Source organism: Pseudoalteromonas sp. SG44-17, assembly GCF_014164235.1.
GTDB lineage: Bacteria > Pseudomonadota > Gammaproteobacteria > Enterobacterales > Alteromonadaceae > Pseudoalteromonas > Pseudoalteromonas rhizosphaerae.
Window position 1 is genome coordinate 1 of sequence record NZ_JACJEV010000030.1, and the last position, 23,761, is coordinate 23,761.

At 40.6% G+C, this 23,761-nt stretch carries 23 protein-coding genes and 1 tRNA gene; 11 read left to right on the top strand and 13 right to left on the bottom strand.

The features are described 5' to 3' along the window. The 4 genes from H5182_RS17365 to H5182_RS17380 form a co-directional block, all read right to left on the bottom strand. Positions 1-628, bottom strand: a 628-nt coding sequence (locus tag H5182_RS17365; RefSeq protein WP_182760375.1) for a translation initiation factor IF-2 associated domain-containing protein, incomplete at its 3' end; no start/stop codon positions are given. A 25-nt stretch (positions 629-653) separates the two neighbouring features. After that, positions 654-2,153, bottom strand: a complete 1,500-nt coding sequence (nusA, locus tag H5182_RS17370) for a transcription termination factor NusA (protein WP_145240434.1) — start codon at positions 2,151-2,153, stop codon at positions 654-656. A 38-nt stretch (positions 2,154-2,191) separates the two neighbouring features. Then, entirely contained in the window at positions 2,192-2,647 is a 456-nt protein-coding gene (rimP, locus tag H5182_RS17375; protein ID WP_145240432.1) for a ribosome maturation factor RimP, read from the bottom strand. Between the two features lie 319 nt (positions 2,648-2,966). Beyond that, positions 2,967-3,043: transfer RNA gene (locus H5182_RS17380), tRNA-Met, on the bottom strand. Between the two features lie 602 nt (positions 3,044-3,645). Here H5182_RS17380 and H5182_RS17385 point away from each other — a divergent pair. Then, positions 3,646-4,110 (top strand): globin, encoded by a 465-nt coding sequence (locus H5182_RS17385; RefSeq protein WP_182731376.1) that lies wholly within the window; start codon positions 3,646-3,648, stop codon positions 4,108-4,110. Positions 4,111-4,127: 17 nt separating this feature from the next. On the opposite strand, the gene H5182_RS17390 is transcribed toward H5182_RS17385, so the two are convergent. Next, entirely contained in the window at positions 4,128-4,940 is an 813-nt protein-coding gene (locus H5182_RS17390) for a hypothetical protein (RefSeq protein WP_182760376.1), read from the bottom strand. A gap of 132 nt (positions 4,941-5,072) precedes the next feature. On the opposite strand from H5182_RS17390, the gene H5182_RS17395 reads away from it, so the two are divergent. The 4 genes from H5182_RS17395 (at position 5,073) to H5182_RS17410 (ending at position 9,484) form a co-directional block, all read left to right on the top strand. Continuing rightward, entirely contained in the window at positions 5,073-6,626 is a 1,554-nt protein-coding gene (locus H5182_RS17395) for a cryptochrome/photolyase family protein (protein WP_182735593.1), read from the top strand. A gap of 115 nt (positions 6,627-6,741) precedes the next feature. After that, positions 6,742-7,755 (top strand): phospholipase, encoded by a 1,014-nt coding sequence (locus tag H5182_RS17400; protein ID WP_182760377.1) that lies wholly within the window; start codon positions 6,742-6,744, stop codon positions 7,753-7,755. Between the two features lie 56 nt (positions 7,756-7,811). Next, positions 7,812-8,945: a peptidyl-prolyl cis-trans isomerase gene (locus tag H5182_RS17405; protein ID WP_259398328.1), complete on the top strand. Its 1,134-nt coding sequence runs from the start codon at positions 7,812-7,814 to the stop codon at positions 8,943-8,945. Further along, positions 8,942-9,484: a hypothetical protein gene (locus H5182_RS17410; RefSeq protein WP_182760379.1), complete on the top strand. Its 543-nt coding sequence runs from the start codon at positions 8,942-8,944 to the stop codon at positions 9,482-9,484. The genes H5182_RS17405 and H5182_RS17410 overlap by 4 nt, the downstream gene beginning before the upstream one ends. 140 nt (positions 9,485-9,624) lie before the next feature. Here the strand turns inward: H5182_RS17410 and H5182_RS17415 are convergent, their stop codons facing one another. Next, positions 9,625-10,071: an Hsp20 family protein gene (locus tag H5182_RS17415; RefSeq protein WP_145240418.1), complete on the bottom strand. Its 447-nt coding sequence runs from the start codon at positions 10,069-10,071 to the stop codon at positions 9,625-9,627. A 287-nt stretch (positions 10,072-10,358) separates the two neighbouring features. On the opposite strand from H5182_RS17415, the gene H5182_RS17420 reads away from it, so the two are divergent. From H5182_RS17420 to H5182_RS17435, 4 genes are all read left to right on the top strand, one after another. Next, positions 10,359-10,856, top strand: a complete 498-nt coding sequence (locus H5182_RS17420; RefSeq protein ID WP_145240416.1) for a TlpA disulfide reductase family protein — start codon at positions 10,359-10,361, stop codon at positions 10,854-10,856. A 123-nt stretch (positions 10,857-10,979) separates the two neighbouring features. Further along, a complete protein-coding gene (locus tag H5182_RS17425; protein ID WP_182760380.1) occupies positions 10,980-13,058 on the top strand; it encodes a TonB-dependent siderophore receptor in 2,079 nt (692 codons plus the stop codon). Between the two features lie 139 nt (positions 13,059-13,197). After that, positions 13,198-13,461 (top strand): GrxA family glutaredoxin, encoded by a 264-nt coding sequence (locus H5182_RS17430; protein ID WP_182760381.1) that lies wholly within the window; start codon positions 13,198-13,200, stop codon positions 13,459-13,461. 160 nt (positions 13,462-13,621) lie between these two features. Beyond that, positions 13,622-15,469 (top strand): DEAD/DEAH box helicase, encoded by a 1,848-nt coding sequence (locus H5182_RS17435; protein ID WP_145240410.1) that lies wholly within the window; start codon positions 13,622-13,624, stop codon positions 15,467-15,469. 159 nt (positions 15,470-15,628) lie between these two features. Here the strand turns inward: H5182_RS17435 and H5182_RS17440 are convergent, their stop codons facing one another. The 5 genes from H5182_RS17440 to H5182_RS17460 form a co-directional block, all read right to left on the bottom strand. Then, the gene (locus H5182_RS17440; protein ID WP_182731371.1) at positions 15,629-16,942 is read right to left on the bottom strand and encodes an AarF/ABC1/UbiB kinase family protein; all 1,314 of its coding nucleotides are present in this window, start codon (positions 16,940-16,942) and stop codon (positions 15,629-15,631) included. A gap of 153 nt (positions 16,943-17,095) precedes the next feature. Next, the gene (locus tag H5182_RS17445; RefSeq protein WP_149983016.1) at positions 17,096-18,655 is read right to left on the bottom strand and encodes an AbgT family transporter; all 1,560 of its coding nucleotides are present in this window, start codon (positions 18,653-18,655) and stop codon (positions 17,096-17,098) included. 162 nt (positions 18,656-18,817) lie between these two features. Beyond that, positions 18,818-19,093, bottom strand: coding sequence for a YfcL family protein (locus H5182_RS17450; RefSeq protein ID WP_145240403.1), 276 nt, complete (start codon positions 19,091-19,093; stop codon positions 18,818-18,820). Positions 19,094-19,129: 36 nt separating this feature from the next. Beyond that, a complete protein-coding gene (locus tag H5182_RS17455; protein WP_149983017.1) occupies positions 19,130-20,245 on the bottom strand; it encodes an ATP-NAD kinase family protein in 1,116 nt (371 codons plus the stop codon). After that, positions 20,235-20,789, bottom strand: a complete 555-nt coding sequence (locus tag H5182_RS17460) for an elongation factor P hydroxylase (protein ID WP_182760382.1) — start codon at positions 20,787-20,789, stop codon at positions 20,235-20,237. The genes H5182_RS17455 and H5182_RS17460 overlap by 11 nt, the downstream gene beginning before the upstream one ends. 365 nt (positions 20,790-21,154) lie before the next feature. On the opposite strand from H5182_RS17460, the gene H5182_RS17465 reads away from it, so the two are divergent. Continuing rightward, the gene (locus H5182_RS17465; protein ID WP_310736561.1) at positions 21,155-21,754 is read left to right on the top strand and encodes a DUF1045 domain-containing protein; all 600 of its coding nucleotides are present in this window, start codon (positions 21,155-21,157) and stop codon (positions 21,752-21,754) included. 13 nt (positions 21,755-21,767) lie between these two features. Here H5182_RS17465 and H5182_RS17470 read toward each other — a convergent pair whose 3' ends face one another. Beyond that, positions 21,768-22,121, bottom strand: coding sequence for a DUF4112 domain-containing protein (locus H5182_RS17470; RefSeq protein ID WP_145240395.1), 354 nt, complete (start codon positions 22,119-22,121; stop codon positions 21,768-21,770). A 34-nt stretch (positions 22,122-22,155) separates the two neighbouring features. Next, complete coding sequence (locus H5182_RS17475; protein ID WP_145240393.1) at positions 22,156-22,806, bottom strand: glutathione S-transferase family protein; 651 nt, start codon at positions 22,804-22,806, stop codon at positions 22,156-22,158. 109 nt (positions 22,807-22,915) lie between these two features. Here H5182_RS17475 and H5182_RS17480 point away from each other — a divergent pair, with 109 nt between their 5' ends. Beyond that, entirely contained in the window at positions 22,916-23,761 is an 846-nt protein-coding gene (locus H5182_RS17480) for a LysR family transcriptional regulator (protein WP_145240391.1), read from the top strand.

Here is a 23,761-nt window from a genome sequence, read left to right on the forward strand (position 1 = left end):
CCTCTTCTGCTTGACGTTTCGCTTCTTCTTCAGCTTTCTTCAATGCGGCCTCTTCTGCTTCTCTTTGCAGACGCTCAGCTTCAACGCGATCTTTTTCAGACTTCGCGGTTTGTTCTGGGGTCATCTGCTTCTGTTTTGCTACACGTTCAGCATCTGCTTTACGTTTAGCTTCTTCTTTCACTTTACGGTCAGCCTCTTCTTTGGCTTTGCGCTCTGCGTCTTGTTTTGCTTTAAGCTCAGCTGCTTCTTTTGCAGCTTGTTGCTCAAGTTCACGACGAGCGGCTTCTTCTGCTGCTATACGCGCTTGCTCTTGCTCTTGCTCAACCGCGCTTTTCTTCACGTAAGTACGTGTTTTACGTACTTCAACTTGAACTGACTTTGCTTGACCTGTAGAACCCGTCACACTTAATGTGCTTTTGCTCTTACGTTGCAATGTCATACGTGCTGGGCCATCTGAGCCTGTGCCGCCGTGCTGCTTGCTTAAATGATCAAGTAACTTTGCTTTTTCAGCTTCAGTTACATTATCACCCGCTTGCTTAGTGATACCGGCTTGCGATAATTGTTGAAGCAATTTATCAACAGTTGTACCAATATCCCCGGCTAGTTTTTCAACATTTACTTCTGCCATAGTCTCTAATACCTCCGTTAATAACTTACTCGTCTGCGAACCAACAAATGTTGCGCGCAGCCATAATTAGCTCACCCGCTTTCTCTGGAGAAAGCTCTGTAATATCGACTAATTCATCAATACCTTGCTCTGCTAAGTCTTCTAGCGTAACAACCCCTTTGCTTGCCATAACAAACGCAAGGTGACGCTCTAACCCTTCTAGTGCTAATAAGTCTTCAGCAGGCTCTGCACCATCAAGGCTTTCTTCTGTTTTAAGTGCTTTAGTCGTTAATGCATCTTTTGCACGTGAGCGTAACAAATCAACAGTATCTTCATCTAAGCCATCAATTTCTAAAAACTCAGACGCAGGTACATAGGCAACTTCTTCAAGGGTTGAGAAACCTTCGTTGATAAGTAATGTTGCAAAGTCTTCATCGATGTCTAAGTTTTCAGTGAATAAGTTGATTAACTTATCAGATTCCGCTTCGTTCTTAGCGCGCATTTCTTCAACTGTCATTACGTTTAGTTCCCAACCAGTTAACTGGCTAGCAAGACGTACGTTTTGACCATTACGACCAATTGCTTGTGCTAGGTTATCAGCTTCAACAGCGATATCCATTGAATGGGTGTCTTCATCCATTACAATTGAAGCAACTTCAGCAGGTGACATTGCATTAATAACGAACTGGGCTGGGTTGTCATCGTAAAGTACGATATCAACACGCTCACCACCAAGTTCAGTCGATACTGCTTGTACACGTGCGCCACGCATACCAACACACGCACCAATCGGATCGATACGTTTATCGTTAGATTTAACGGCGATTTTAGCACGTGAACCTGGATCACGTGCCGCTGCACGTAGTTCAATCATCTCTTCGCCAATTTCTGGCACCTCAATGCGGAATAATTCCATCAGCATTTCTGGCTTAGAGCGTGTTACAAATAACTGTGCACCACGAGCATCAGGTTTTACTTCATAAAGTAAACCACGGATACGATCGCCAGGACGGAAATTTTCACGTGGTAACATGTCATCACGGTAAATAACCGCTTCAGCATTGTTACCTAAATCTAATACGATTGCGTCACGCGTTGCTTTTTTCACAACACCTGTTACTAACTCGCCTTGTTGATCTTTATAAGCTTCTACAACAAGTGCGCGCTCAGCTTCACGTACTTTTTGTACGATTACTTGTTTCGCCATTTGTGTAGTAATACGGTCAAATTTAATTGACTCGATTTGCTCTTCGATGAAATCACCAATCTTAAGATCTGGGTCATCAACCTGAGCCGCTTCCAACGTGATTTCGCTGTAAGGGTTTTCCAGTGAACCATCTTCAAGTACTGCAGCAATTTGCCAACGACGATAAGTGTCGTAATCGCCTGTTTTACGGTCAATTGCAACGCGTACTTCAATTTCACCAGTATGTTTTTTCTTAGTCGCAGTCGCTAATGCGAACTCTAACGCTTCGAAAATCTTTTCTTTTGGAACCGCTTTCTCATTGGAAACGGCTTCAGCAACCAATAATATCTCTTTTGCCATGGGTTATGCCTCGCTTGCCCTATTCCTTCGCACTCGGATTAAAACTTTGCGATGATGTTCGCACGTTCAATGTTACTGAGCATAATTAACTGCTCAGTACCGTCATATGAAAGTGTGATCATATCACTGCTAACTGCTATTAGATCGCCTTTAAAATTACGACGACCATCTTGTGGAAGCTTAGTACGCACGCGTACTTCCTCTCCTTGTGCCTTCTCGTAGTGATCTTGTTTGAATAATAGACGATCAACACCAGGAGACGATACTTCCAAATCATATTCATTTGTAATCGGGTCTTCGACATCTAAAATTGCGCTTATTTGACGACTTGCATCAGCACAGTTATCAACCGAGATCCCCGCTTCGTGATCGATATAGACCCTAAGCGTAGAATGGCGACCCGCTTGCACAAACTCTAGACCATGTAATTCAAAGCCTAACATTTCAACTGACGGTGAAAGCATGGTTAATAAATCTTGCTCAAGTTTTGTCACGAAAATTCTCCATACAAACAAAAAAAGGGCTTATAGCCCTAAAATACTTAGCTTATACCTTGATTTAAAATCAAGTGGTGCAGATACAACAACGCCCCGAACCAAGCGGGGCGTCACACCTAAAGCATAAAACTGTGTGGCCATGGGCCAAGCTTGGTTGCGGATAGCTAACACCATCTAAATTAAACCCAAAGGCTTAAACGCAAAACGCGCATTACATAGAATGCGCGACTTCAAATCAGTAACTAAAATCGCTACTCAAAAGTTTGGCTTCAAGAATTTAGAAATATTAATTAAACTAATAACTTATCTAAAAACTTGGTTGCGGGAGCCGGATTTGAACCGACGACCTTCGGGTTATGAGCCCGACGAGCTACCAGGCTGCTCCATCCCGCGCCAACTGGTATCAAAATACCTGATACCTGCCTAGCAGCTAATTAAGTGAGCTAGACAATGGCGGCTATTATAAAGAGGCTTGGCGTAATTAGCAACCAAAAACTGGTAAAGAATGACTAGACTATAAAGTACAAAATTATAGGTCAGAACAATTCGCTATAACCGTACCAAAAGTACCCTGTTAAAAAACCAACATAAAAGCCCTAGGGCGTGTTGACCTTTTGTGATTAATTTTGCAGCAGTATGTTTGGTATTTAGGCAAGGCAGAGTCTATGTAGTGTGGTTGTTCCCCATAAATAGACGATAACGCAGTATAAATTCCAAACATGCGCTGCCCAAAGGGTTCTTCCTAGGGGCGATTAACTCTTTGTTGCTCGATTTTTACTTAGCCCACTAGGTTACAAACCTCGCGCCGCGATTAAATCGCCCCTAGATTGAACAAATTTCAATCCACAAAGGTCAACACGCCCTAGCCTTATTGGCATTAATAATGCGCGCTATTACGCGATTTCCATCGATTTACTCACTCTTTCCTACACAGCGTCTATACTAAGTTTTTAATGGCAACCTGCATATTTAAGGCTATTTAGAGAGGGCTTATTATGAGTATTTCTGCTCATCATCAAAAAATGTTATTACAAAGTATCGCAATAATAAAACCTAACTTTCACTGTTTTACTGTTACCTTTCATGTGCAATTAAAACGTCATGCACTGACTATGCAATGGCCTAGCAGTGATGAAATAAGTGAAAAAAGTTATTTGTTGTATTGCTCATTGGAACGCACTATTACCCACTTAGATCGCTTATTGTCTGTATTACCTTTTATTCATTATCATGCCAACAACCTAAGTAAATCTGGCCTCACTTGTCAGGATGTTGATTTATTATGTGATGCTTTTATAGCTGCGCTAAAAATTCATTTGGGCCGAGAATTTACGCCAAACATAGAGCAAGCGTGGCGTTATGCACTCAGGATGTTTAACAGCATAGTGAAAAGCTATTTATTTAATACCAGTAATATTGTTGCAATTAACAAGTCCGTGCAGCAGCAAGTGAATTCATAGCAAATAACCTACATGCATTATTCTATACTAGCTAACTCTTGTAGAAGACGATCTATTTGGTGCTGTTCAACATCGATTAAAGTTGCATATCTTGATGTTAACGCACTCATTTTTCTAGATAAGGAGTTATCAAAAGTCGCATCAGTTAAGTTATTTAGTTGCTCTTTAGCCTGAGCTTCGAGGGCTGCTATTTGGCGATCCATTTGAGTTTGGTAAGTATCTATTTTTGATTGTCGCTGTTCAACATCTCGTTTGATTTCTTGTGCCCGAATGAACGAATCAATGCCTTTGCTCTGGGTTGATTGTTGGTCAATTTCAGAAGTGTTTTTCGACTCAGGCAAAGCGTGTTTTTCTTTTAATAGTCGATCAATATCCCGCTGTTCACGTGCAATTAAAACGTTATAGCGCTCTGAAATACTGGTCATTTGATTTGCTATTGCAGTTTCTTTTTTTGCACCAGATAAATTATTTAACTGCGCATCTGATTGCTCACCTAAGGCGGCAATTTGCTGATTCATTTTCTCGCTTAAGCTATCAATTTTATCTTGATGCTGTTGAATATCAGCATCAATTTGCCGAGTCCGAATATAACTATCGACGCCCGAGGTATCAATATTCTCATTAGCAACAAATTGACTAGATAAGCTCGGGTTTTGCTCTTTTATAGAGATTAGTTTCGCATCATCACCACATGGAAATTGACTAAATTCCACGACGCCTTTTTTTTCACACTGATAAACTGTGGCATGCAAAGAACTAACATGACAAAGTGCAATGAGACAAGGTAAAACAATTTTAAATTTGCGAACAGTATACTGATATTGATTCATAAGCCGACATTCCTTTGTTTATATAGTTAACTTACACAGGTTCCTTATATTTATATACCACGACTATCAGTAATAATAAATGCGATCTAACCGTCAACTTAGTTCGTATAAAATAACATTTAGGCAAAATTCATGATTTATAAAACGCTGCGATTTATTTTTGGCGACCAACTTAATGCCAATCACAGTTGGTATAAAGAAGAGAATCAAACACAATACCTTTATGTCATTGCTGAATTAAAACAAGAAACAGATTATGTAAAACATCATATACAAAAGGTAGCGGCGTTTTTTGCAGCAATGGAGAACTTTGCTACTGCGCTCAAACAAGCACAATTAAATGTGCTTCACTTAACACTCGATGATACCCACGATGATGCCTGCATTACCTCATTGCTAACACGCTTGGCTAAGCAATATCAGTGTCAACAAATTCAATATCAGTATCCTGATGAGTATAGACTAAAAACTCAACTGCAAGAGTTTGCAAACAGCAGTGACTTTAATGTTAGTGCCACAGACAGCGAACATTTTTTATTACCTTTTGCTGATATCAGCGACCATTTTAAAAAAGATAAGCATGTGAAAATGGAATTTTTTTATCGCATGATGCGCAAGCGCTTTGACATATTGATGCAAGATAATGCTCCACTAGGCGGGCAATGGAACTTTGACCAAGACAATCGTAACAAATTAAAAAAAACTGATTTAGCTGCTATCCCTGAACCAAAAATATTTACCAATAATATTGAAGCTATTTTACAGCGCATAAGAAAACACCAGGTAAATACCCTTGGCCATTGTTCAGCAACTTTATTATGGCCAACCAGTCGTGCTCAAGCAAAACAATTACTCGATTACTTTTGCACTCATCTACTCCCCTGTTTCGGACAGTTTCAAGACGCGATGACCTGTCAGAGCTCATACAAATGGAGCTTGTATCATAGTCGTATCGCGTTTGCACTTAACACAAAAATGCTGCACCCAATGCAAGTTATTAAGCAAGTACTGGCTGAGTTTGCGGCACGCCAAGAACAGATCACGCTTGCCCAAGTTGAGGGGTTTATTAGGCAAATTTTAGGTTGGCGAGAATATGTAAGAGGTATTTATTGGCAAAATATGCCTGATTACGCGAGTAAAAATGAACTTGAGGCTGCTCGTCTGTTACCAGATTATTTTTGGAGTGGCAAAACAAAAATGAACTGTATGAAACAGGCAATCACGCAGAGCTTAGAGACCGCCTACGCGCATCATATTCAACGCTTAATGATCACCGGAAACTTTTGCTTATTAACCGGTATTGATCCAAATGAAGTTGATAGCTGGTATTTGGGCATTTACATCGATGCCATTGAATGGGTAGAAATGCCTAACACCCGTGGTATGAGTCAATTTGCAGATGGCGGCCTAATCGCCACAAAACCGTATGCCGCAAGCGGTAACTACATAAACAAAATGAGTGATTACTGCACCAGCTGCCACTATAACGTAAAACAAAAAAGTGACGACACGGCTTGCCCTTTTAATAGTTTATATTGGCAATTTATGCACACCCATGAAGCCCGCTTAGCTCGTAACCCACGTATTGGCATGGTCTATAAAAATTGGCAAAAACAAGATACATCACAACAGCACGCTATTTTAGAGCGAGCGCAATGGTGCCTAAATAATATAGAAAAACTCTAACAGAAGTATCATATTAGGTAATATTGTTAATTAAATGTTTAATTAATTTGTAATTATAGTGTAATCACCCTACTTTCTAATATTAGAAATTACTCCACAACACTATGAGAACACGATGAAAAAACAGTTTTTAACGGCATTATTACTGATCTGTACAAGCCAAGCACAGGCATTTAGCCAAGAAACACATAAACGTATCGTCATCGATGCAGTGAACTACATGCAGCAGCACCCAAGCAGCACACAGTTTTCGGCATTAAGCCAATACGCTCAACAAAATAATATGACGGTAACCCAGTTAGCCGAAGTACTAGGCCAAGCAGCCTATGATGTGGATGACTTTGAAGACACCTTCTTTTGTGGTGCTGTAACGGGGTCATGTGTTCAAGCACCAATATGGGGAGCAGCAGAGAGTATTGTTAAATATACCAGCTATTGGCATTTCCAAAACCATACCCAAGGGGCTGATCAACACGGTAACGACTTTGGTGGCTACAATTACCAAAAACTGACGGTATGGGGCACCGTTGATAACTTGGCTTCAAGCTGGTTAAAAGGTGACTACCTTGATGACGGTCAAGGCGGTGAAACAGGCTGGTTTAATGCCGATTCATCAAAGTACAACAGCTATGGTATTACTGAAGCTAATTACCGAATTGACAGCCAATCAAATTACAACATGTACGATGACTTTGAAGAAATGCCTTTTCAGCCAATTGATAATTTAGGTCAATACTGGTATCAAAGCTATTTGCAAAGTGGCAACCCACAAGTGTTAGGTTTTGTTTTCCATACAACTGACTTACTACAACCACACCATACTTGGACCACATCTGATCTCAATCATTCAAGCTGGGAAAGCTGGGTAAAAGACTACTATGATCAGGAACAACTCAATGACTCTGCCCTTATTACACAAGCCATGCAAACATTTTCAGCACTGGATATAAACAGTCAAGACGTACGCCCTTTACTGACACAAGGTGGCGCTTTTTCTTATGCTCAAGGCGGTATTGTGCTTAATTCACAAGACCATTACGACCGCTTAAATACGGCAAAACAAGTGATCCCACATGCGATTGCCATGGTTGTGCACCTACTTAATCATGCCATGGTCGTGCGCCAATGAAAACGCTGAGCAGTTGTATTTTGTTATTATTAGGACTGCTTTATAGCAGCCTAACAATGGCATCATTTAACCAATATAACGCTGCTGAAGTGCGTTTAATGCAGCAAGTTTATCAACAACACAATGCCAACATTAGTCGCAAAGACGTTCGTAAACATATGTTTGAAAATCAATTTTTATTATATCAAGCAGAACAACATATGCCTGAGCTGCTTGAACGTCAATCTGCGGTAGGCTTTAGCACGCAGTACCATGTTGAGCGCTATTTGATGAACATATTTGACACGCAACTAAATTTATCAACATCCTATGTTAAAGGAGGTAATCTCACACAATATAATGCCCAGTGGCTGCTCAAAGTATTGCCTAGCTACCCTGCTAATGGCCAATACAACGCTGAACAAATCAATAAAATGCAGCGCACCGAGCTCAGAGGGCTCTTTACAACCGCCGTCAATCTTTATGAGTTTATAGCCCCTTTATCTATGCAAGTACGCTTTCGACTGCACCAAGGTGAAAGTGACTTATTCAAAACTGAAGTAATAAAAAAGCAACAATTTGAGGCGTTGCTTTTAAAAGCAACGCCATTACTTTTAAAGCAAGGGATCAGTATCGCGCACCTAGAAGAACTAGCAAAAGGCGATATTTTAAGGCCTTCGATTCAAAGTTGGCTAGGTATTAAAGACATGATGCACGTTCAAAGCCCAATACTAGACAGTCTTGAACAACAAATATCCGATAAAGAAATAAAATATTATTATCAGGCAAATAAAGCGCGCTTTAAATACCTTAGTGAAGTGACAGCTTACGGCGCTGCGTTTACTGAGCGAGACCAAGCGGTTCGCTTTAGAAATACAGTACAAGCAAGCTCTTTTACAGATGCATTATATATATCACAGCAAAACGACATTTATGCTAAGTATCACAATAAACTAACTCGCAAAAATAAAAGTAATTGGGCTGTGCAACTGGCTTATACGCTAAAAGCAGAAGAATTATCTGCGGTGATGCGCTCACCTGAAGGTCTATGGGTCGTCATAATTAGTAATAACCATCAGTATAACTACTTTAGCGCTACTGACGAAACTGTTCGCTATCAAGCTAAAAAAGCCATCGCAATACAAAAAGCGCAGCAACGCTATCAGCAAAATTGGCTGGCTTGGCAACAACAAAATGCAGTAAAACTATGAATAAAAAAGCTATCTACATAATTACAGGCGTCGCTTGTTTAGGTTTTTTAGTAATAAATTTAACAACAGAGCGAAAACGCGAAATAGCTCCCATCCGCGCTGCTGATGATTTAACGCCAGTAACGCCCGCGCCACAAATAAATAATGCGTCGGCACCGACAGCTATTAATCCAGATATGACTGCTGAAGCGGCGATTGATAGTCACACCTCATTAAAAAATACTGATGCCAGTCAACAACTGCCGCCCATTACTACACCGAGTTACTTGCCTGTCATCGCAAAAAATCCAATCAGTGCGAGTCAGTTTCAAGGCGACTTAACCGATCATCAAGCTTACCTCGATTTTCATAAACAGCAGCAAACTCAGCTTGAGCAACGCTTTGTAATAGCTGCTCAACAAAAAATAACTAACCTTGAAAGCTTGCTCGAAAAAGGCCGTCAAAAAGGCCTCCCTCAACGGCAGCTGCAAGTTGCTATTGATAAAATTACTGCCTTAAAAGACATGCAAGCCAAATTAAAAAGTAAAGATACTAACTGAACACAGCATCATTAATCATCTGCGATTAATGGTGCGCTAAGCGGAACCGATGTTTGAGCAAAGCTAAAAAAGCCGCCTCAACTGAGGCGGCTACTAAAAATAACAAGTAAATTAGGGGAAAAACACTGTCAAAGGGATGGTTATTTACCTTCTAGCAAGTTACCACTGCCAATTTCAATTTTACGTGGTTTAAGTGCTTCAGGGATCTCGCGTTGCAAGTCGATACTAAGTAGCCCATTGGCTAAATCAGCGCCGAGTACTTTAACGTGGTCACCTAGCTGGAATTTGCGTTCAAAGTTGCGCTCAGCAATGCCTTGATGAATAAATTTGCGCTCTGCGCTGTCATCTTTATTGGCTTTAATGCCAGCAACTTTTAAGGTGTTATTTTCTGACTCTATCGTCAGCTCATTATCACTAAAACCGGCAACAGCCATAGTAATGCGATATTTGTCTTTATCGAGTGCTTCGATGTTATACGGAGGAAAACTTGGCTGCTTGTCAGTGCGAGCGGCCGCATCCATTAAAGATGCTAAATGATCGAAGCCAATGAATGAACGATAAAGTGGTGATAAATCTACTGTACGCATAATAATATCCTCATATTTAAGCGATATTTTGCATGTGCTTTTCGGTTGAACAAGCGCAAGCAAAGTTTAATTAATAATATAAATTTCAATTACTTCTGTTTAGTTAGGACCCATCAGGCGTCCTCACTAAACTATATATGGACGGCGAAATTGTTTTCAAGATTATTTTTGAAAAAAGTTTTATTTTTTTTCAAAATCTCTTTTTGCCTACTCAATAAAGTGAGGACTCAAAGTTTGCTTTTCAAGTCTTTAAATAGTAATAAGGGGAATTAGCTTTAGAGGTCGATATGAAAAAAGTAACGAGTTTGCTGCTCAATATAATTATGTTAGTTGTGGTGTTTTTTGTAGTGACTACATATCAGCAACGCAATTTACTCAGCTCAGATAGCAGCCCTGCTCCATATTTTAATTTACCTGTGCTCAATGACAGCGAACAACGTATTGATATTGCGATGCTCAAAGGTAACACCACCGTGGTTTATTTTTTTGCGCCATGGTGCACAATCTGTCGTTACAGTATGCCAAACCTAGAAGCGGCATTGGTTGATTCTAATATCAACGCCATTGGCATTGCACTTGATTATAAAAATGAACAAGCAGTTGCGCAGTTTGTTAGTGAACTTAAACTCACAATGCCCATTTTACTAGGCGATAAAAATACCCAGAGTAATTATAAAATCAGCGCCTTTCCTACTTACTATGTAATTGATCAACAACTGCGAATAACCGCACGCTCAATGGGCTATTCAAGCCAATTAGGTATTACTATCAGAGCTCAAAACTAAATGTAACAGCTTGTAACACCTCCCTACATTTGCCTACATTTTCGTACAGTTTACTACGTATTTTTATATATTTTCTCATTACTATAGGTCGCAGTCACACTTACTCATAACCATGGAAGAATCATGTTAGCCACCTGCTTGCCATCACTTTACCGTTTAACGCCACTGGCGTTGTGTTTGCCATTTTTAACGCACGCCAACGTTGATGCTAATGAAGAAATAATAGAGCGTCTTGAAACCGTTTATAAACGCAGTAGCATTACCAGTGAAATAACCGAAAATACTGAAAAACTGATCACTATGCCCGGTGCTATGGGCGATCCATTGCGGGCAGTATTTGCATTGCCAGGCGTTGTCGCCGCTGGCGGCTCAATGAGTGAACCGGCGGTACGTGGCTCATCGCCCGATGATAATTTGTTTGAAGTGGATTTTATGCCTGCAGGCTATATTTTTCATGATTTCGGCAGTTCTATTTTCAACAAGTACATTATTCAAGATTTTCAACTTTACTCAGCCGGCTATGGCACCAGTTACAGCAACGCCACCGGTGCCGTATTTGACTTAACACTGCGTAACCCTAAATATCAACCGATTACTACCACGCTTGATCTTACAATGTTTAATGCCGGTGTCTTTGTTGAAGGGCAACTCACGCAGAACACCGCGTTTTATTTATCAGCACGTAAAAGTACATTACCACTGTTCTTCTCTAAAGGTGAAGAGCTTGAAAACGACGATGGTGAACTCAGTGGTATCACCATCAATGACCCCCCAGATGATCATGATTACCAAGGCAAATGGATCTGGGATATAAACAATCAAAACGCCCTAACAGTGTCATTTACAGGCGCAAAAGACTCGGTTGCAGCAGGCTTTAATCAACGCGCTGAACTTTCACTAAAAAATCCTGAGTATCAAGGCGATGCTGATTTTATTCGTGAATTTACCAGCCAAAGTATTTTATGGGATCACTTTAATAAAGACTTTCATTTACGCTTAGGCGTTGGTTCGCTCGAACATTCTGGCCGATTGGAATACGCTAAACGTGCCACGCTAAGTGATGGCTATTTTGATGAAGAACAACAAAAACAAATCACTTATAAAGGACGATTAAATTGGCGTGTTACTAAAGCCCAGCAACTGGTTTTTGATGCCGCCTATTTTGATAACGACAGTACTTACAGTTACGATAGTTTTCAATATCTTTGTACCGAGCTCGATCCTGATTGCGATCTAAACAAAGGTGAGCGAATAACGGGCAAAGACAAGCTAGCCCTTGATAAGTACTTTGTTGGTGTTAGCCATGTTTGGGTTATTAACGAACAATGGCAAAGCGAAGTCGGCGTGCAATATCAAAGCAATGATTACACTGATGAAGATTTTGTGATGCCGCGCCTTGCGCTTAGCTATTTTATTAATGATCACAATAGCATCAATGCTAAATACGGGCATTATAATCGCATGCAAGATATTGACACTCTATTGCCTGAACACGGCAACCCGAATTTACGTTCGCAAACCTCAAAACACAGCAGTTTAGGTTTTGCACAAGAACTTGCCGATGAATGGACATGGTCTATTGAAGGGTACTACAAAACCATGGACGATTTACCGTTGGCATTAAACAATTATTCCGATGCAGCAATTCGTTACATTAATGATGTAACTGGGCGAGCTTACGGTGTTGATCTATTAATAAACAAAAATAAAACTGATAAATGGTATGGCTGGCTTGCAGTTAGTTATGCCAAAAGTGAACGTACTGACCAACGCCAAAATATCACTCGGGATTATTACGCTGATACCCCTTTAGTTGTCAACATGGTGTTTAATTACCAAATCAGTGAAAAATGGCAAGGCGGCTTTAACTTTACTGCCCGCAGCGGTCAAGCTTACACCCCGATTGTTGGCGTCACAGAAAATTCCGAATTCGAAGGACGTTTTTTACCACAATATGGTGATCCATTTTCTGAGCGTTTCGATGTTTATCATCGGCTTGATCTTCGTTTTGAACGTCAAACCGACTTTTGGGGCTTAGACGGTGTGTTAATTTTAGAATTAATGAACGCCTACGGCCAAGCAAACACCAGTAGCATTGATTTAGATTATCAGAAAGTAACCTCGACTAATGATTTAATTATCAAAGAAAACGAGGATGATTTTGAAATGCGCCCTTCAATTGGCTTTAGTGTTAAGTTTTAATTAGCCACCCCACATACACCTTTAATACTGATTAAAGGTGTATGCAATCATTAAAATAGAATTCATCAATCGTTTTTTTACGCTGTTTATTTTTTCTCAATTAGTTAAGATGAATGTAAATAAAATCGAGGAGAGCGATATGTTAACTGTAATTTTTGGCCGTGAAGGCTGCCCTTATTGTGTACGTGCTAAAGATGTTGCTGAAAAACTAGCAAATGAACGTGATGATTTTAAATACCGTTATGTTGATATTATTAAAGAAGGCGTGAGTAAAGCCGATTTAGAACAATCAGCAGGTAAGCCTTGCCCAACCGTGCCACAAATCTTTATTGACCAAGAACACATCGGTGGTTTCACTGAGTTTGAAGCTTACGCTAAAGAAAATCTTGGACTTTATCAATAAGTTCTGTATAAAATTTGTTAATCAATTTGATTTACCCACAATCAAATTGATTAAATTATGGCCAACATCAACTACATACAAATTAGTTTCAATTTATACAAGCATTTGCCTCGTAAATCCTATACAATGCGCGCCTCTTTAAATTCGTTGAGGCGTATTAATGTCAGAACCAGTCACGTTTGAATCTCTAAATCTTTCTCCTGCAATTTTGAAGGCAGTTGAAGAGTTGGGTTACAAGACACCATCTGAAATCCAAGCTCAATGTATACCGTTATTGCTAGAAAGAAAGGACGTACTGGGACTAGCTCAAACGGGTACAGGTAAAACCGCAGCATTTGCACTGCCATTACTTAATAATATTGACCCGTCTGTGAAGCAGCCGCAGATCCTTGTACTCACACCAACCCGTGAGCTTGCGATCCAAGTAGCTGAGGCATTCGAACAATATGCTAAACATGTTCGTGGTATTGAAGTATTAGCACTTTATGGTGGCCAGAGCTACAGTATCCAATTAAGTGCACTTCGTCGTGGCGCGCAAGTTATTGTCGCTACTCCAGGTCGCTTAATCGATCATATTAACCGTGGCACTATCAAGTTTGACAGCTTACAAGCTCTTGTACTTGATGAAGCCGATGAAATGTTACGTATGGGCTTTATCGATGATGTTGAAAACATCATGGAAAAAACGCCGCGCGAAAAGCAAACATGTCTTTTCTCTGCGACCATGCCTAAGCAAATTCAAAACATCAGCAGCAAATATATGAATAACCCTGAACAGGTTCATATATCTGCGCGTAACTCAACGGTATCATCTGTTGAGCAAGTGTTTTGGAATGCCAGCGTACACAAGAATAAAGCGATTGTTCGCTTTTTAGAAGCTGAACAATATGAAGGCGCGATTGTTTTCGTACGTACACGTAACGATACAGTACAACTTGCTGAGTTATTAGAGCGCGAAGGTTTCTCTGCTGCTCCACTTAACGGTGACATGAACCAGCAAGCACGTGAACGCACAGTAGAACGCTTAAAAAGTGGCATGCTAAACGTTGTTATCGCAACAGACGTTGCAGCACGTGGTCTAGATGTTGACCGTTTAAGCCTTGTTATCAACTACGATATCCCACAAGATTCTGAAGCTTATGTTCACCGTATTGGCCGTACAGGTCGTGCTGGTCGTACCGGTAAAGCGATTCTTTTCGTAAAACATAACGAACGTTATTTACTTAAAAATATCATTCGTCATACGAATTCAGATATTGTACAAGTTGAACTACCAACTGCAAAAGTTGTTGAAGAAAAACGTATCGAAGCGTTACAAGCTAAATTAGCTATTGCGCTTGAAAATAAAGATATTACTTTCTTTAATGAAGTAGCAGCTAATATGGCGCAAAAGCTTGAACTTGCTCCTGAAGACCTAGCAGGTGCGTTACTGTGTTTAGCACAGCAACAATCACCAATTAAGGTTGAAGAAGTTAAGATCCAACAACGTGAGCGTAGCGAACGTAATGACCGTAACCCACGTGAGCGTAATGATCGTGGTGACCGTGGTCGTCGTAACGAACGCAGCGAACGCCCTGCACGTGACCGTGATGCTAAACCACGTGAACGTAATAGCCGTGATGCAGGCCCTATGGATACTTACCGTATCGAAGTAGGTCGTGAACATGGTGTTCAAGTTAAGAACATTGTTGGCGCTATCGCTAACGAAGCTGACATCTCAAGCAAGTTTATTGGTGATATTCGTTTACACGACAATCACAGTACGGTTCAATTACCGCAAAACATGCCTAAAGATGTACTTGATCATTTCCAAAAAGTGTTTATTTGTAAACGTCCAATGGGCTTAACATTAACACAAGATCAAGGTCCTGCTGAACCACGTGCTGAACGCTCTGAGCGTCCATCAGGTGACAAAAAACGCAGCTTTAACAAAGATGACAGTGCACGCGGTGATAAGCGTAGCGGTCCTCGTAAAGAACGTCGCCCAGTAAGCTTCACAGCTAAATAAGCAACGACTCTTTAATAAAAAAACCTTGCCACGAAAGTGACAAGGTTTTTTTGTGCTTGGAATAAAGTAAATCTTCGTGAGGGGAAGATTTTGTGAAGTCACAATAGTCGTTGATAGCAATTGCATTGAATGAATGAGTATTTGAATTCGCTAAAATAATCATGTTTTTAATAAAATTGGCATAAATAACGCTCTAACATCTATTTTTGCTTCTAAGCGAGCCGCAATCAAATATAAACCAGCAAGTTTACGGTGAATAAATAATGCATCCACTGGTGGTGTATGCCATTGCTGTGCTTGTGCACTAAGTTGCAACCCAGCATCTTTAATATTTGATGCCAGTTGGCTATTTTTAAAATCAAAATCACCATCGTGACGCAGTGGCTCACACGCCATTAAAAATAGCTCTATGACATTATCTTTATAACTGTCACGCAATGTATCTTTAAAATAACCAATCTGAGTGGCCGCATTTAATACCCCATCACGATTATTCTCACTGCCTGCTTTAAATAAAGCTAGATAAGCTTGGCTCAACTGAGGCGAAATCTCGCGGGTTGCCCCAAAATCAAATAAAACGATTTTTTGTGTGGCTGGTTGATAATGAAAATTAGCAAAGTTTGGATCTGTTTGTATCAGTCTAAATTCAAACATTTCTTTAAAAAATAACGCAATAAGTTGCTGTGCCACAAAGCTTTGCTCTGCTTTGGGTAGATCGGTAATTCCCTCTATAGGCTGAGCCTCAATATACTGCATCGTTAATATTTGTTTAGTACTGTGCTCTTTATAGACGTTAGGAACAATAAAGTGTCGGTTATTTGCCAATGCATTTTTATAACGTAATAAATACTGCGCTTCACGATGATAATCAGCTTCCGCTAATAATTGTATTTTAGCCTCTGCGACGAGTGGCTTAATATCAAGATCTTTAGGTAATAAACGAGACAATGTAAGCAGCGATATAACATTATCAACATCACTGACCACACTTTTTGCGATCCCCGGGTATTGAATTTTTACAGCTAATTGCTCGCCGTTTTCATGGTAGGCCAAATGCACTTGACCAATAGAAGCGGCAGCAAATGGCCTAAGCTCAATATGTGAAAAGCGCGATAACCAGTCATCTCCCCACTGCTCTTTTAATACAGTAATGAGTTGTTTGTGTGGCATGGGGTTAGCGTCTGATCGAAGTAATGCAAGTAATTGAGCAAGCTCTGGACTGAGTAGATCCCCAGCATCCATTGACAGTAGCTGTCCTAATTTCATTGCCGCACCGCGTAAGTGTGATAGTTCTGTCGCTAGGTTTTTTATGTTTTTAGGCTGCAGTAATAAGCTTTTATTATCCCAACCCTTTCCTGAAAGAGTACTTTTGGCTCCCTCAAATAACATATTACTCGCGACACTGGTTGCTAATGAGCCTAACTTTGCAAAGCGTGAAAATCGAGATGTAGGAACAGCGCGTTCATTGGCCATACTAAAACCTAGTTAACGAATATATTTACCGGTTTATACGTACCAAGCTGGGTATACGATCGAATTGACAACTGGCTGGATAAAACTAACCACAAAAAAACCTCGCCATTATAATGACGAGGTTTTTACACATAAATATTTAGCCGTGCTTTATTAAGGCGCGACTGCTGGGTACACGTAACTTGCGTCTAATCCAAGCGGGATACCCAGTGCCCAGTAACCGAGTAAAAATAAGCTCCAGCCAATCATAAAAGCGATTGAATATGGCAGCATCATCGCGATAAGCGTGCCAATGCCCGTGCCTTTGACGTATTTTTGGCAGTACACCACAACTAATGGGAAATACGGCATTAAAGGAGTGATGATGTTTGAACTAGAATCGCCCACGCGATAAGCCGCTTGAGTTAAATCTGGCGAGATACCTAACTGCATTAACATAGGCACAAACACCGGGCCCAGTAGCGCCCACTTTGCTGAACTTGAGCCAACAAACAAGTTTACAAAACCAGTTAAAAAGATGATACCAACAACAGTCACCGCACTTGGTAACTCCATGGCTTTTAACAGCTGCGCGCCTTCAATTGCCAGCAGAGCTCCCAAGTTTGATTTACTAAATGCAGCAATAAACAAGGCACAAAAGAACGCCATTACAATATAATACGCCATGCCGCCCATTGCTTTACTCATGGCATCTATCATATCTTTAGAGCTTTTAAAGGTGCCAACGGTAAAACCATACACTGCACCAGGTATCCAAAATAGTAAGAAAATTAGCGGTACGATAGATTGCATTAAAGGCGAGCGAAAATTAGTTAAAGAGCCATCTTCGCTTCGCATTGCAGAATCCGCAGGGGCTGACACATAGGCTAATAACGCAAGACCTGCAATCATCACTGTACTTGCAATAAAAAACGCGCGTTTTTCGTCGCTACGGGCATCTTCAAATGCTGGTAAGTCTTCTTTATTACCATCTAATTCGGTATTTTTTAAACGTGGTTCAATAATTTTATCGGTGATGTACCAGCCTAATAAAATAATGAATAAACTTGAAGCCGAGGTAAACGCCCAGTTATTTAATGGGTTAATCGACATCGCAGGGTTAATAATTTGCGCCGCACTTTGGGTAAAGCTTTGCAGTAGTGGATCAATCCCCGACGGAATAAAGTTTGCACCAAAGCCACCACTGACTCCCGCAAATGCCGCCGCAATACCCGCCAATGGATGGCGCCCTGCGGCATAAAATATAACACCAGCTAACGGAATGACTAACACATAACCTGCATCGGTTGCTGTATGGCTGACGATGGCGACTAAAATAATTGACGGAGTTAAAAGTTTTTTAGGTGTCACCTTTAACATTAACTTAAGGCCAGTATTAATAAAGCCAGAATGTTCAGCAACTCCTACACCCAGCATGGCCACTAACACCACACCTAACGGTGCAAAACCGGTAAAAGTTTTTACCATTGATGATAAAAAGGTCGCTAACGAATCACTCGCCAGCATATTATTAATAATAATAGCTTCACCGGTACGAGGGTCGATAGCGTCAAAAGTAACACCTGAGAACCACCACGACAGTAGCCAAATTAGTAACATGGCAAACAAAAAGATGATTGCCGGATCAGGCAGTTTATTTCCTACCCGCTCAACAAAATTTAAAAATCGCGCAACTATGCCCGAGGGCATTGCCGCATCTTTATTATTATTCATTTCACTTGTTCCCTAGAATTTAGTCAGTGGTACTTTAGCGTATCTAGGGAATGAGGTAAATTTTAAGTGAACAGAAAATACATTTTTTAGGAACTAAATAGGCTCAATGCACAAAAAAACGGCATTGTTGCCGTTTTTTTAAATAACTTTTTATTTAGTCTTTTAAGCGAGTGCTTTTACTTCTTCCCATAATCTTACTACTAGGGCTTTATCTTCTTCGTTAAGCTCACCATTGCGATACGCTTTCACTAAACTTTTTTCAACGGTTTCATTGAGCTCATCTATTTCAAGATTAAGCTCTTCAACTTGCGCATAGCCTACTGCTAAATCAAAATGGCCTCGTAAATAACCACCGGCAAATAACTCATCATCAGTGGCTTTGATCACTAAGTCATCAAAATACTGTTGGGCTGCGTCAATATAATTTACTAAACTCACTTCTACTTCTCCTGATTTTGCAGGGTCTTCTACCAATCAATCTTGATGGCCTACTGCATACATAATATGGTCGTTAAATCCGCAGGTTACACGAATATAACCGCTTAATTCATCATCCAGCTCACTATCGCCTGTATCGCAAATGAGCGGGCGGCCGTTTAAAGCCTGTAATTTAGTTTTGGTAGCCACCACAATAATATTATCCAGCCCTATCGCGCGAATAAGTGCTGGGCTTAACTGTTGATTGCCACGGCCAAAAATATGGCCTTGGCCACCAATTAGCGTGATCACTAATTTAGTGTCGCGCTGATGGGTCATCGCTAATAATTGTTCAGCTGTAAGATCTTGCGCAATTAAGCTTTGATCTGCAACTAAATCAACACCTAATAAGGTATTTTCAAGTCCCATTTCTTGCATAATAGCTGCAACTGTTGAGCCACTGCCCATTACATATAACGTATCTTCATCCATTTCACTGACGACATAGGCGGCGATATCAGCAAGTACCAGCTCGTCGGTTTCTTTACCGCCATTTTTTACGGCTTGTACATAACGTACTTCACTGGGTACTTGCATTTCACCATAACGTTTTGCTTTAACTGTGCCTTGACGAAACGCATCTTCGTCAATATCCATCACATCGGCATCGCCTAAGGTAACTAGTTCACCTTTGACCAGCATTTCGACTACCCGCCCTGCGGCCTTTGGCGTGATTGCATAAACCCCTGAATGAATTTTACAGCCGGCAGGAATGCCAAGTGCCGGTACGCTATCTTCAACCGCATGACAAATATTGCGCGCAGTGCCATCGCCACCAGCAAATAAAATTAAATCAACACCTAGCTGTTGCAATACCTTGGCTGCACGCTCAGTATCATCTGCACTACTGGGGTGCTCGCTTTGATACACAACTTCGGTATTAAAACCAAGATCTGTAGCGGTGCTTTCACCCATTGAGTGATTAACAGTATAAATTGTTATTTTATCTTGATAAGGCAATAACACCTCAAGCGCTGCTTTAGTGCGTAAATTAGCTTTTGGCTCAGCGCCAAGCGCCAGAGCTTTAGCCGCAACACCATCACTACCTTTGAGCGCCACACTGCCACCTAAACCAGCAACTGGGTTTACAATTAGTCCTAACTTAAACTGCATTACTTAACTCCTGAGGATGTTGCCATACAAACTGCCCGGCATTCAATGGCCATGGCGTATTGTAAAATTCGCTTAATGCTTTTAAAAGTGCAGTAGTCCGAGGATTAAAGCCTATTTTTAGTAACTGTAAAAGTTGCTTGTGTACTCGCGCCTGAAAATCAAAACGACAGGTTTGCTCACCATTTAAATTATCAACCGAAACATTAAACTCAAAACCTGTAGCAACACTCAACGCCCACTCGATTGCTTGCGGTTTTACTTCAACGGCTTCAAATTCTGCTTGCTGGGCTTTATCACGGCCATCTGGGCAATACCAATAACCGTAATCTTCGAGTAAACGACGTTTATCACCCGCCACCAGCCAATGAGCTATTTCGTGCAGTGCACTGGCATAAAAACCATGGGCAAACACAATTTGATGATACGGCGTTTTAACATCAGCGGGAATATAAATAGGCTCATGCTCACCTTTGATCAAGCGTGTATTATGGCTGTGGTAAAAAGTGCGTTCAAAAATAGATGTTAAATCGGCTATTTGATGCATAAAAGTCTGATTAATTCGCCTCGGTAAAATGCAACAAATGCACATTAAAATCGAGGCGAATTGTACGGGCTTTTAGCAAGAATGTAAAAGTTGATAACGACTAAGCAGCCATGCGTTATTGTCTTGCCTTTACTTTGCAAATTTAGCTAAGCCAAAAATATGTATTCGCTGCAATCTAGCTCCTTTTATTTACTGTTCAAGTAATAACCCTTATCCTCTTTACACTTACTATCCGAATTTAAGAATAAAATTATAAACCCATGTTCAAATTACTTTTTATAAAACGACCGAAGCTTTTAGTTGTTACTTTAATTACGCTGATAAGTATCCCCCTGCCCTCATTTGCAAAAAGTGTCAGCATCAATGTGTTTGCAATCCCTTCCAAGTCAATCATTAACTTAGTTGAGCAAACTAGTGATGCATTAAAAAAAGAAGGGATCATGAGTTTTTATGAAAAAGGTAAGCCAGTGCACGCTACTTTGTATTTAACTGACTTTGTTGAAGGCTCAGAAGAAGACATTAAACGTGCTGTAAAAAGTATCACCGAGCAACATCAAGAGTTTGCTATAACAGCGCAAGGTTTTAGTGTTACGCAAAGTAATTGGGCATTTATTAACTTACAGTATTCGCCTAAGCTGCAAAGGCTAGCAGATGAAGTAACAATGGCGATTGAGCCATTACGCGATACAAATGCCACAATCCCTAGCTGGGTTAAAAACTACCCCAACAAATTAACAGCATTTGAGCGCTATGGTAGCCCCAATGTATTTCAGAACTTTCAGCCGCATTTAACATTATTAGCTAACGAGAAAAGCCCTAAGCTCGTTATTTTAAATAAACAAATGCAAGCCCACCCGCCTGAAGCGCAGGGTAAAATAATCGGCATTGGGATTGGCATTTCAGACCCGTTTGGCCAACAGAAACAAGTGATTGCAGAATACTTTTTTAATAACGATAAAAACTAACTTATTTTTATCGTTATTGTTTTACTAAGTAGCGTTTCAGTAGACGGGTATTGCGGGTATTTGCTTTAAAGTAAGCGTCAAAAATATCACCGACAAGCGGAATTAGGCCACCAAAAAAATCAATCAACATATTTATTACGATACGTAATTTTATACGCTTACTAACTCCTAGGCGCTGGGCTTCAAATAGAATATAGCTAGATAAAATTAGCCCAGCTAGATCTCCAATACCAGGCAGAATACCGATCAGTGCCTCTACGCCAAACTTAAACCGAGTAAAAGGAATGCCAATACTGCTGTCGGTAAAGCGACTAAACCTTTCTAGCCGCTTTAATGTATCTTGGTGTGATAGCTTAATCTGTTCCATACATCCTCATAACCTTAGCGCTTGGCAAGTTACTTTAAGTAACATCAACCCCTGCTTCATCGCAAGCAACAATATCTGTTTCTTTTAGCGCTTCGGTGATCCACTGTTGTAATGTAGGGCAACTTAAAACATGCTGACAATAATGCTCCGCCAAAGCTGAAAGTGATATTTGGTAGGTTTTTAACCTAAGTACTACAGGCGCATACATAGCATCTGCGATACTAAACTCACCAAACAACCACGCATTTGGGTAACTACGTTGTTGCTGGCTAAATATTTCATCAATGCGGCTAATGTCTTTTTTAGCCGCCGCAGATAACTCAATTAGGCGAGTTGCACGAATATTCATTGGCATTTCATTACGCAGCGCCATAAAGCCGGTATGCATTTCAGCGCTTAAACTGCGGGCTGTCGCTCGCTGCGCAGTATCAATAGGCCAAGCTGTATTAGATAAATAAGCATCATTGATGTATTCACAAATTGCCAATGAATCCCATACCTGCAAGTCGCCATCGACTAAGGCGGGTACTTTCTGTACTGCAAAACTGTTTTTAAGCGTTTCATAAAACTCAGGGGTGTCTAATACGAGTTGTTTCTCAGTAAAAATAACATTGAATTTACTCATTAAATACCATGCTCTAAGCGACCATGTCGAATAGTTTTTATTACCGATAAATAATTGCATTTGCGTTCCTTAGTAGTGTTTAATATCCCTAATATAGAGCAGTAGTAAATTAATTACTTACCAATAGTTTTTATACAATACATAAGTAAAATTGATAGATGAGTTAAATATGGATTTAGACGCCCTACGTACTTTTTGCGCTTTTGTTGAAACGGGCAGCTTTACTCGCGCTGCTCAACAAGTATGCCGCACCCAATCGGCAGTGAGCATGCAAATGAAAAAGCTCGAACAAGAGCTGGGTAATCCATTATTTATCAAACAAGGCAGGCAGCTTGTACTATCGTCAAGTGGCGTTCACTTAGCCAGCTACGCAAAACAATTATTAGCACTGCATGATGAAGCCTATAAACAACTTAAAACCGGTGGTGGGCAAACTCGCGTGCGCTTAGCATGTCCTGACGATTATGCAGGCACAGTATTACCTAAAGTTGTGGCTTTATTACATAAACATATACCGCAACTTGATTTACAAATCAGTTGCGCGCCGACCAACCAGCTCAAAACACAGCTAGATCAAGGCTTGCTAGACATGGTGATTGCGACGCGCTCGCCCAGCTCTGAAGAAGGTTATTTTTTAGAATCAAGCAAAGGTGTGTGGGTTAAAAGTGCCGAATTTAACTATCAATCCGCTATGACCCTGCCAGTTGCAATATTTCAACGAGATTGTAAATTTCATCAAGCGGCTATTGAAGGGTTACTAAAGGCTGAACGCCCATTTAACATTGTTGCTTGCTGCGGCTCGCTCAGTGCGCTCACAGCATTAGTAAAAGCCAATCTAGCCGTTGGTGTGATGGCTGAGGTAAGTAACACTCAGGAGCTGGTGACGGTTACTGACTCAACTCTGCCGCCCTTGCCCGTTATTGATATCGTACTATTACACGCAAACCACGCTCATAACCCGATAAAACGAGAGTTAGTAAAGCTAATAGCAGCAGATTATGCACTTACCTTGTGA

Coding starts and splice junctions, on each gene's coding strand:
- H5182_RS17410 (WP_182760379.1), top strand. CDS start 8,942: ATGAATAAAAAAGCTATCTACATAATTACAGGCGTCGCTTGTTTAGGT.
- H5182_RS17425 (WP_182760380.1), top strand. CDS start 10,980: ATGTTAGCCACCTGCTTGCCATCACTTTACCGTTTAACGCCACTGGCG.
- H5182_RS17460 (WP_182760382.1), bottom strand. CDS start 20,789: ATGCATCAAATAGCCGATTTAACATCTATTTTTGAACGCACTTTTTAC.
- H5182_RS17440 (WP_182731371.1), bottom strand. CDS start 16,942: ATGGCCAATGAACGCGCTGTTCCTACATCTCGATTTTCACGCTTTGCA.
- H5182_RS17480 (WP_145240391.1), top strand. CDS start 22,916: ATGGATTTAGACGCCCTACGTACTTTTTGCGCTTTTGTTGAAACGGGC.
- H5182_RS17445 (WP_149983016.1), bottom strand. CDS start 18,655: ATGAATAATAATAAAGATGCGGCAATGCCCTCGGGCATAGTTGCGCGA.
- H5182_RS17385 (WP_182731376.1), top strand. CDS start 3,646: ATGAGTATTTCTGCTCATCATCAAAAAATGTTATTACAAAGTATCGCA.
- H5182_RS17415 (WP_145240418.1), bottom strand. CDS start 10,071: ATGCGTACAGTAGATTTATCACCACTTTATCGTTCATTCATTGGCTTC.
- H5182_RS17400 (WP_182760377.1), top strand. CDS start 6,742: ATGAAAAAACAGTTTTTAACGGCATTATTACTGATCTGTACAAGCCAA.
- H5182_RS17405 (WP_259398328.1), top strand. CDS start 7,812: ATGGCATCATTTAACCAATATAACGCTGCTGAAGTGCGTTTAATGCAG.
- H5182_RS17475 (WP_145240393.1), bottom strand. CDS start 22,806: ATGCAATTATTTATCGGTAATAAAAACTATTCGACATGGTCGCTTAGA.
- H5182_RS17470 (WP_145240395.1), bottom strand. CDS start 22,121: ATGGAACAGATTAAGCTATCACACCAAGATACATTAAAGCGGCTAGAA.
- H5182_RS17430 (WP_182760381.1), top strand. CDS start 13,198: ATGTTAACTGTAATTTTTGGCCGTGAAGGCTGCCCTTATTGTGTACGT.
- H5182_RS17420 (WP_145240416.1), top strand. CDS start 10,359: ATGAAAAAAGTAACGAGTTTGCTGCTCAATATAATTATGTTAGTTGTG.
- H5182_RS17455 (WP_149983017.1), bottom strand. CDS start 20,245: ATGCAGTTTAAGTTAGGACTAATTGTAAACCCAGTTGCTGGTTTAGGT.
- H5182_RS17395 (WP_182735593.1), top strand. CDS start 5,073: ATGATTTATAAAACGCTGCGATTTATTTTTGGCGACCAACTTAATGCC.
- nusA (WP_145240434.1), bottom strand. CDS start 2,153: ATGGCAAAAGAGATATTATTGGTTGCTGAAGCCGTTTCCAATGAGAAA.
- H5182_RS17390 (WP_182760376.1), bottom strand. CDS start 4,940: ATGAATCAATATCAGTATACTGTTCGCAAATTTAAAATTGTTTTACCT.
- H5182_RS17435 (WP_145240410.1), top strand. CDS start 13,622: ATGTCAGAACCAGTCACGTTTGAATCTCTAAATCTTTCTCCTGCAATT.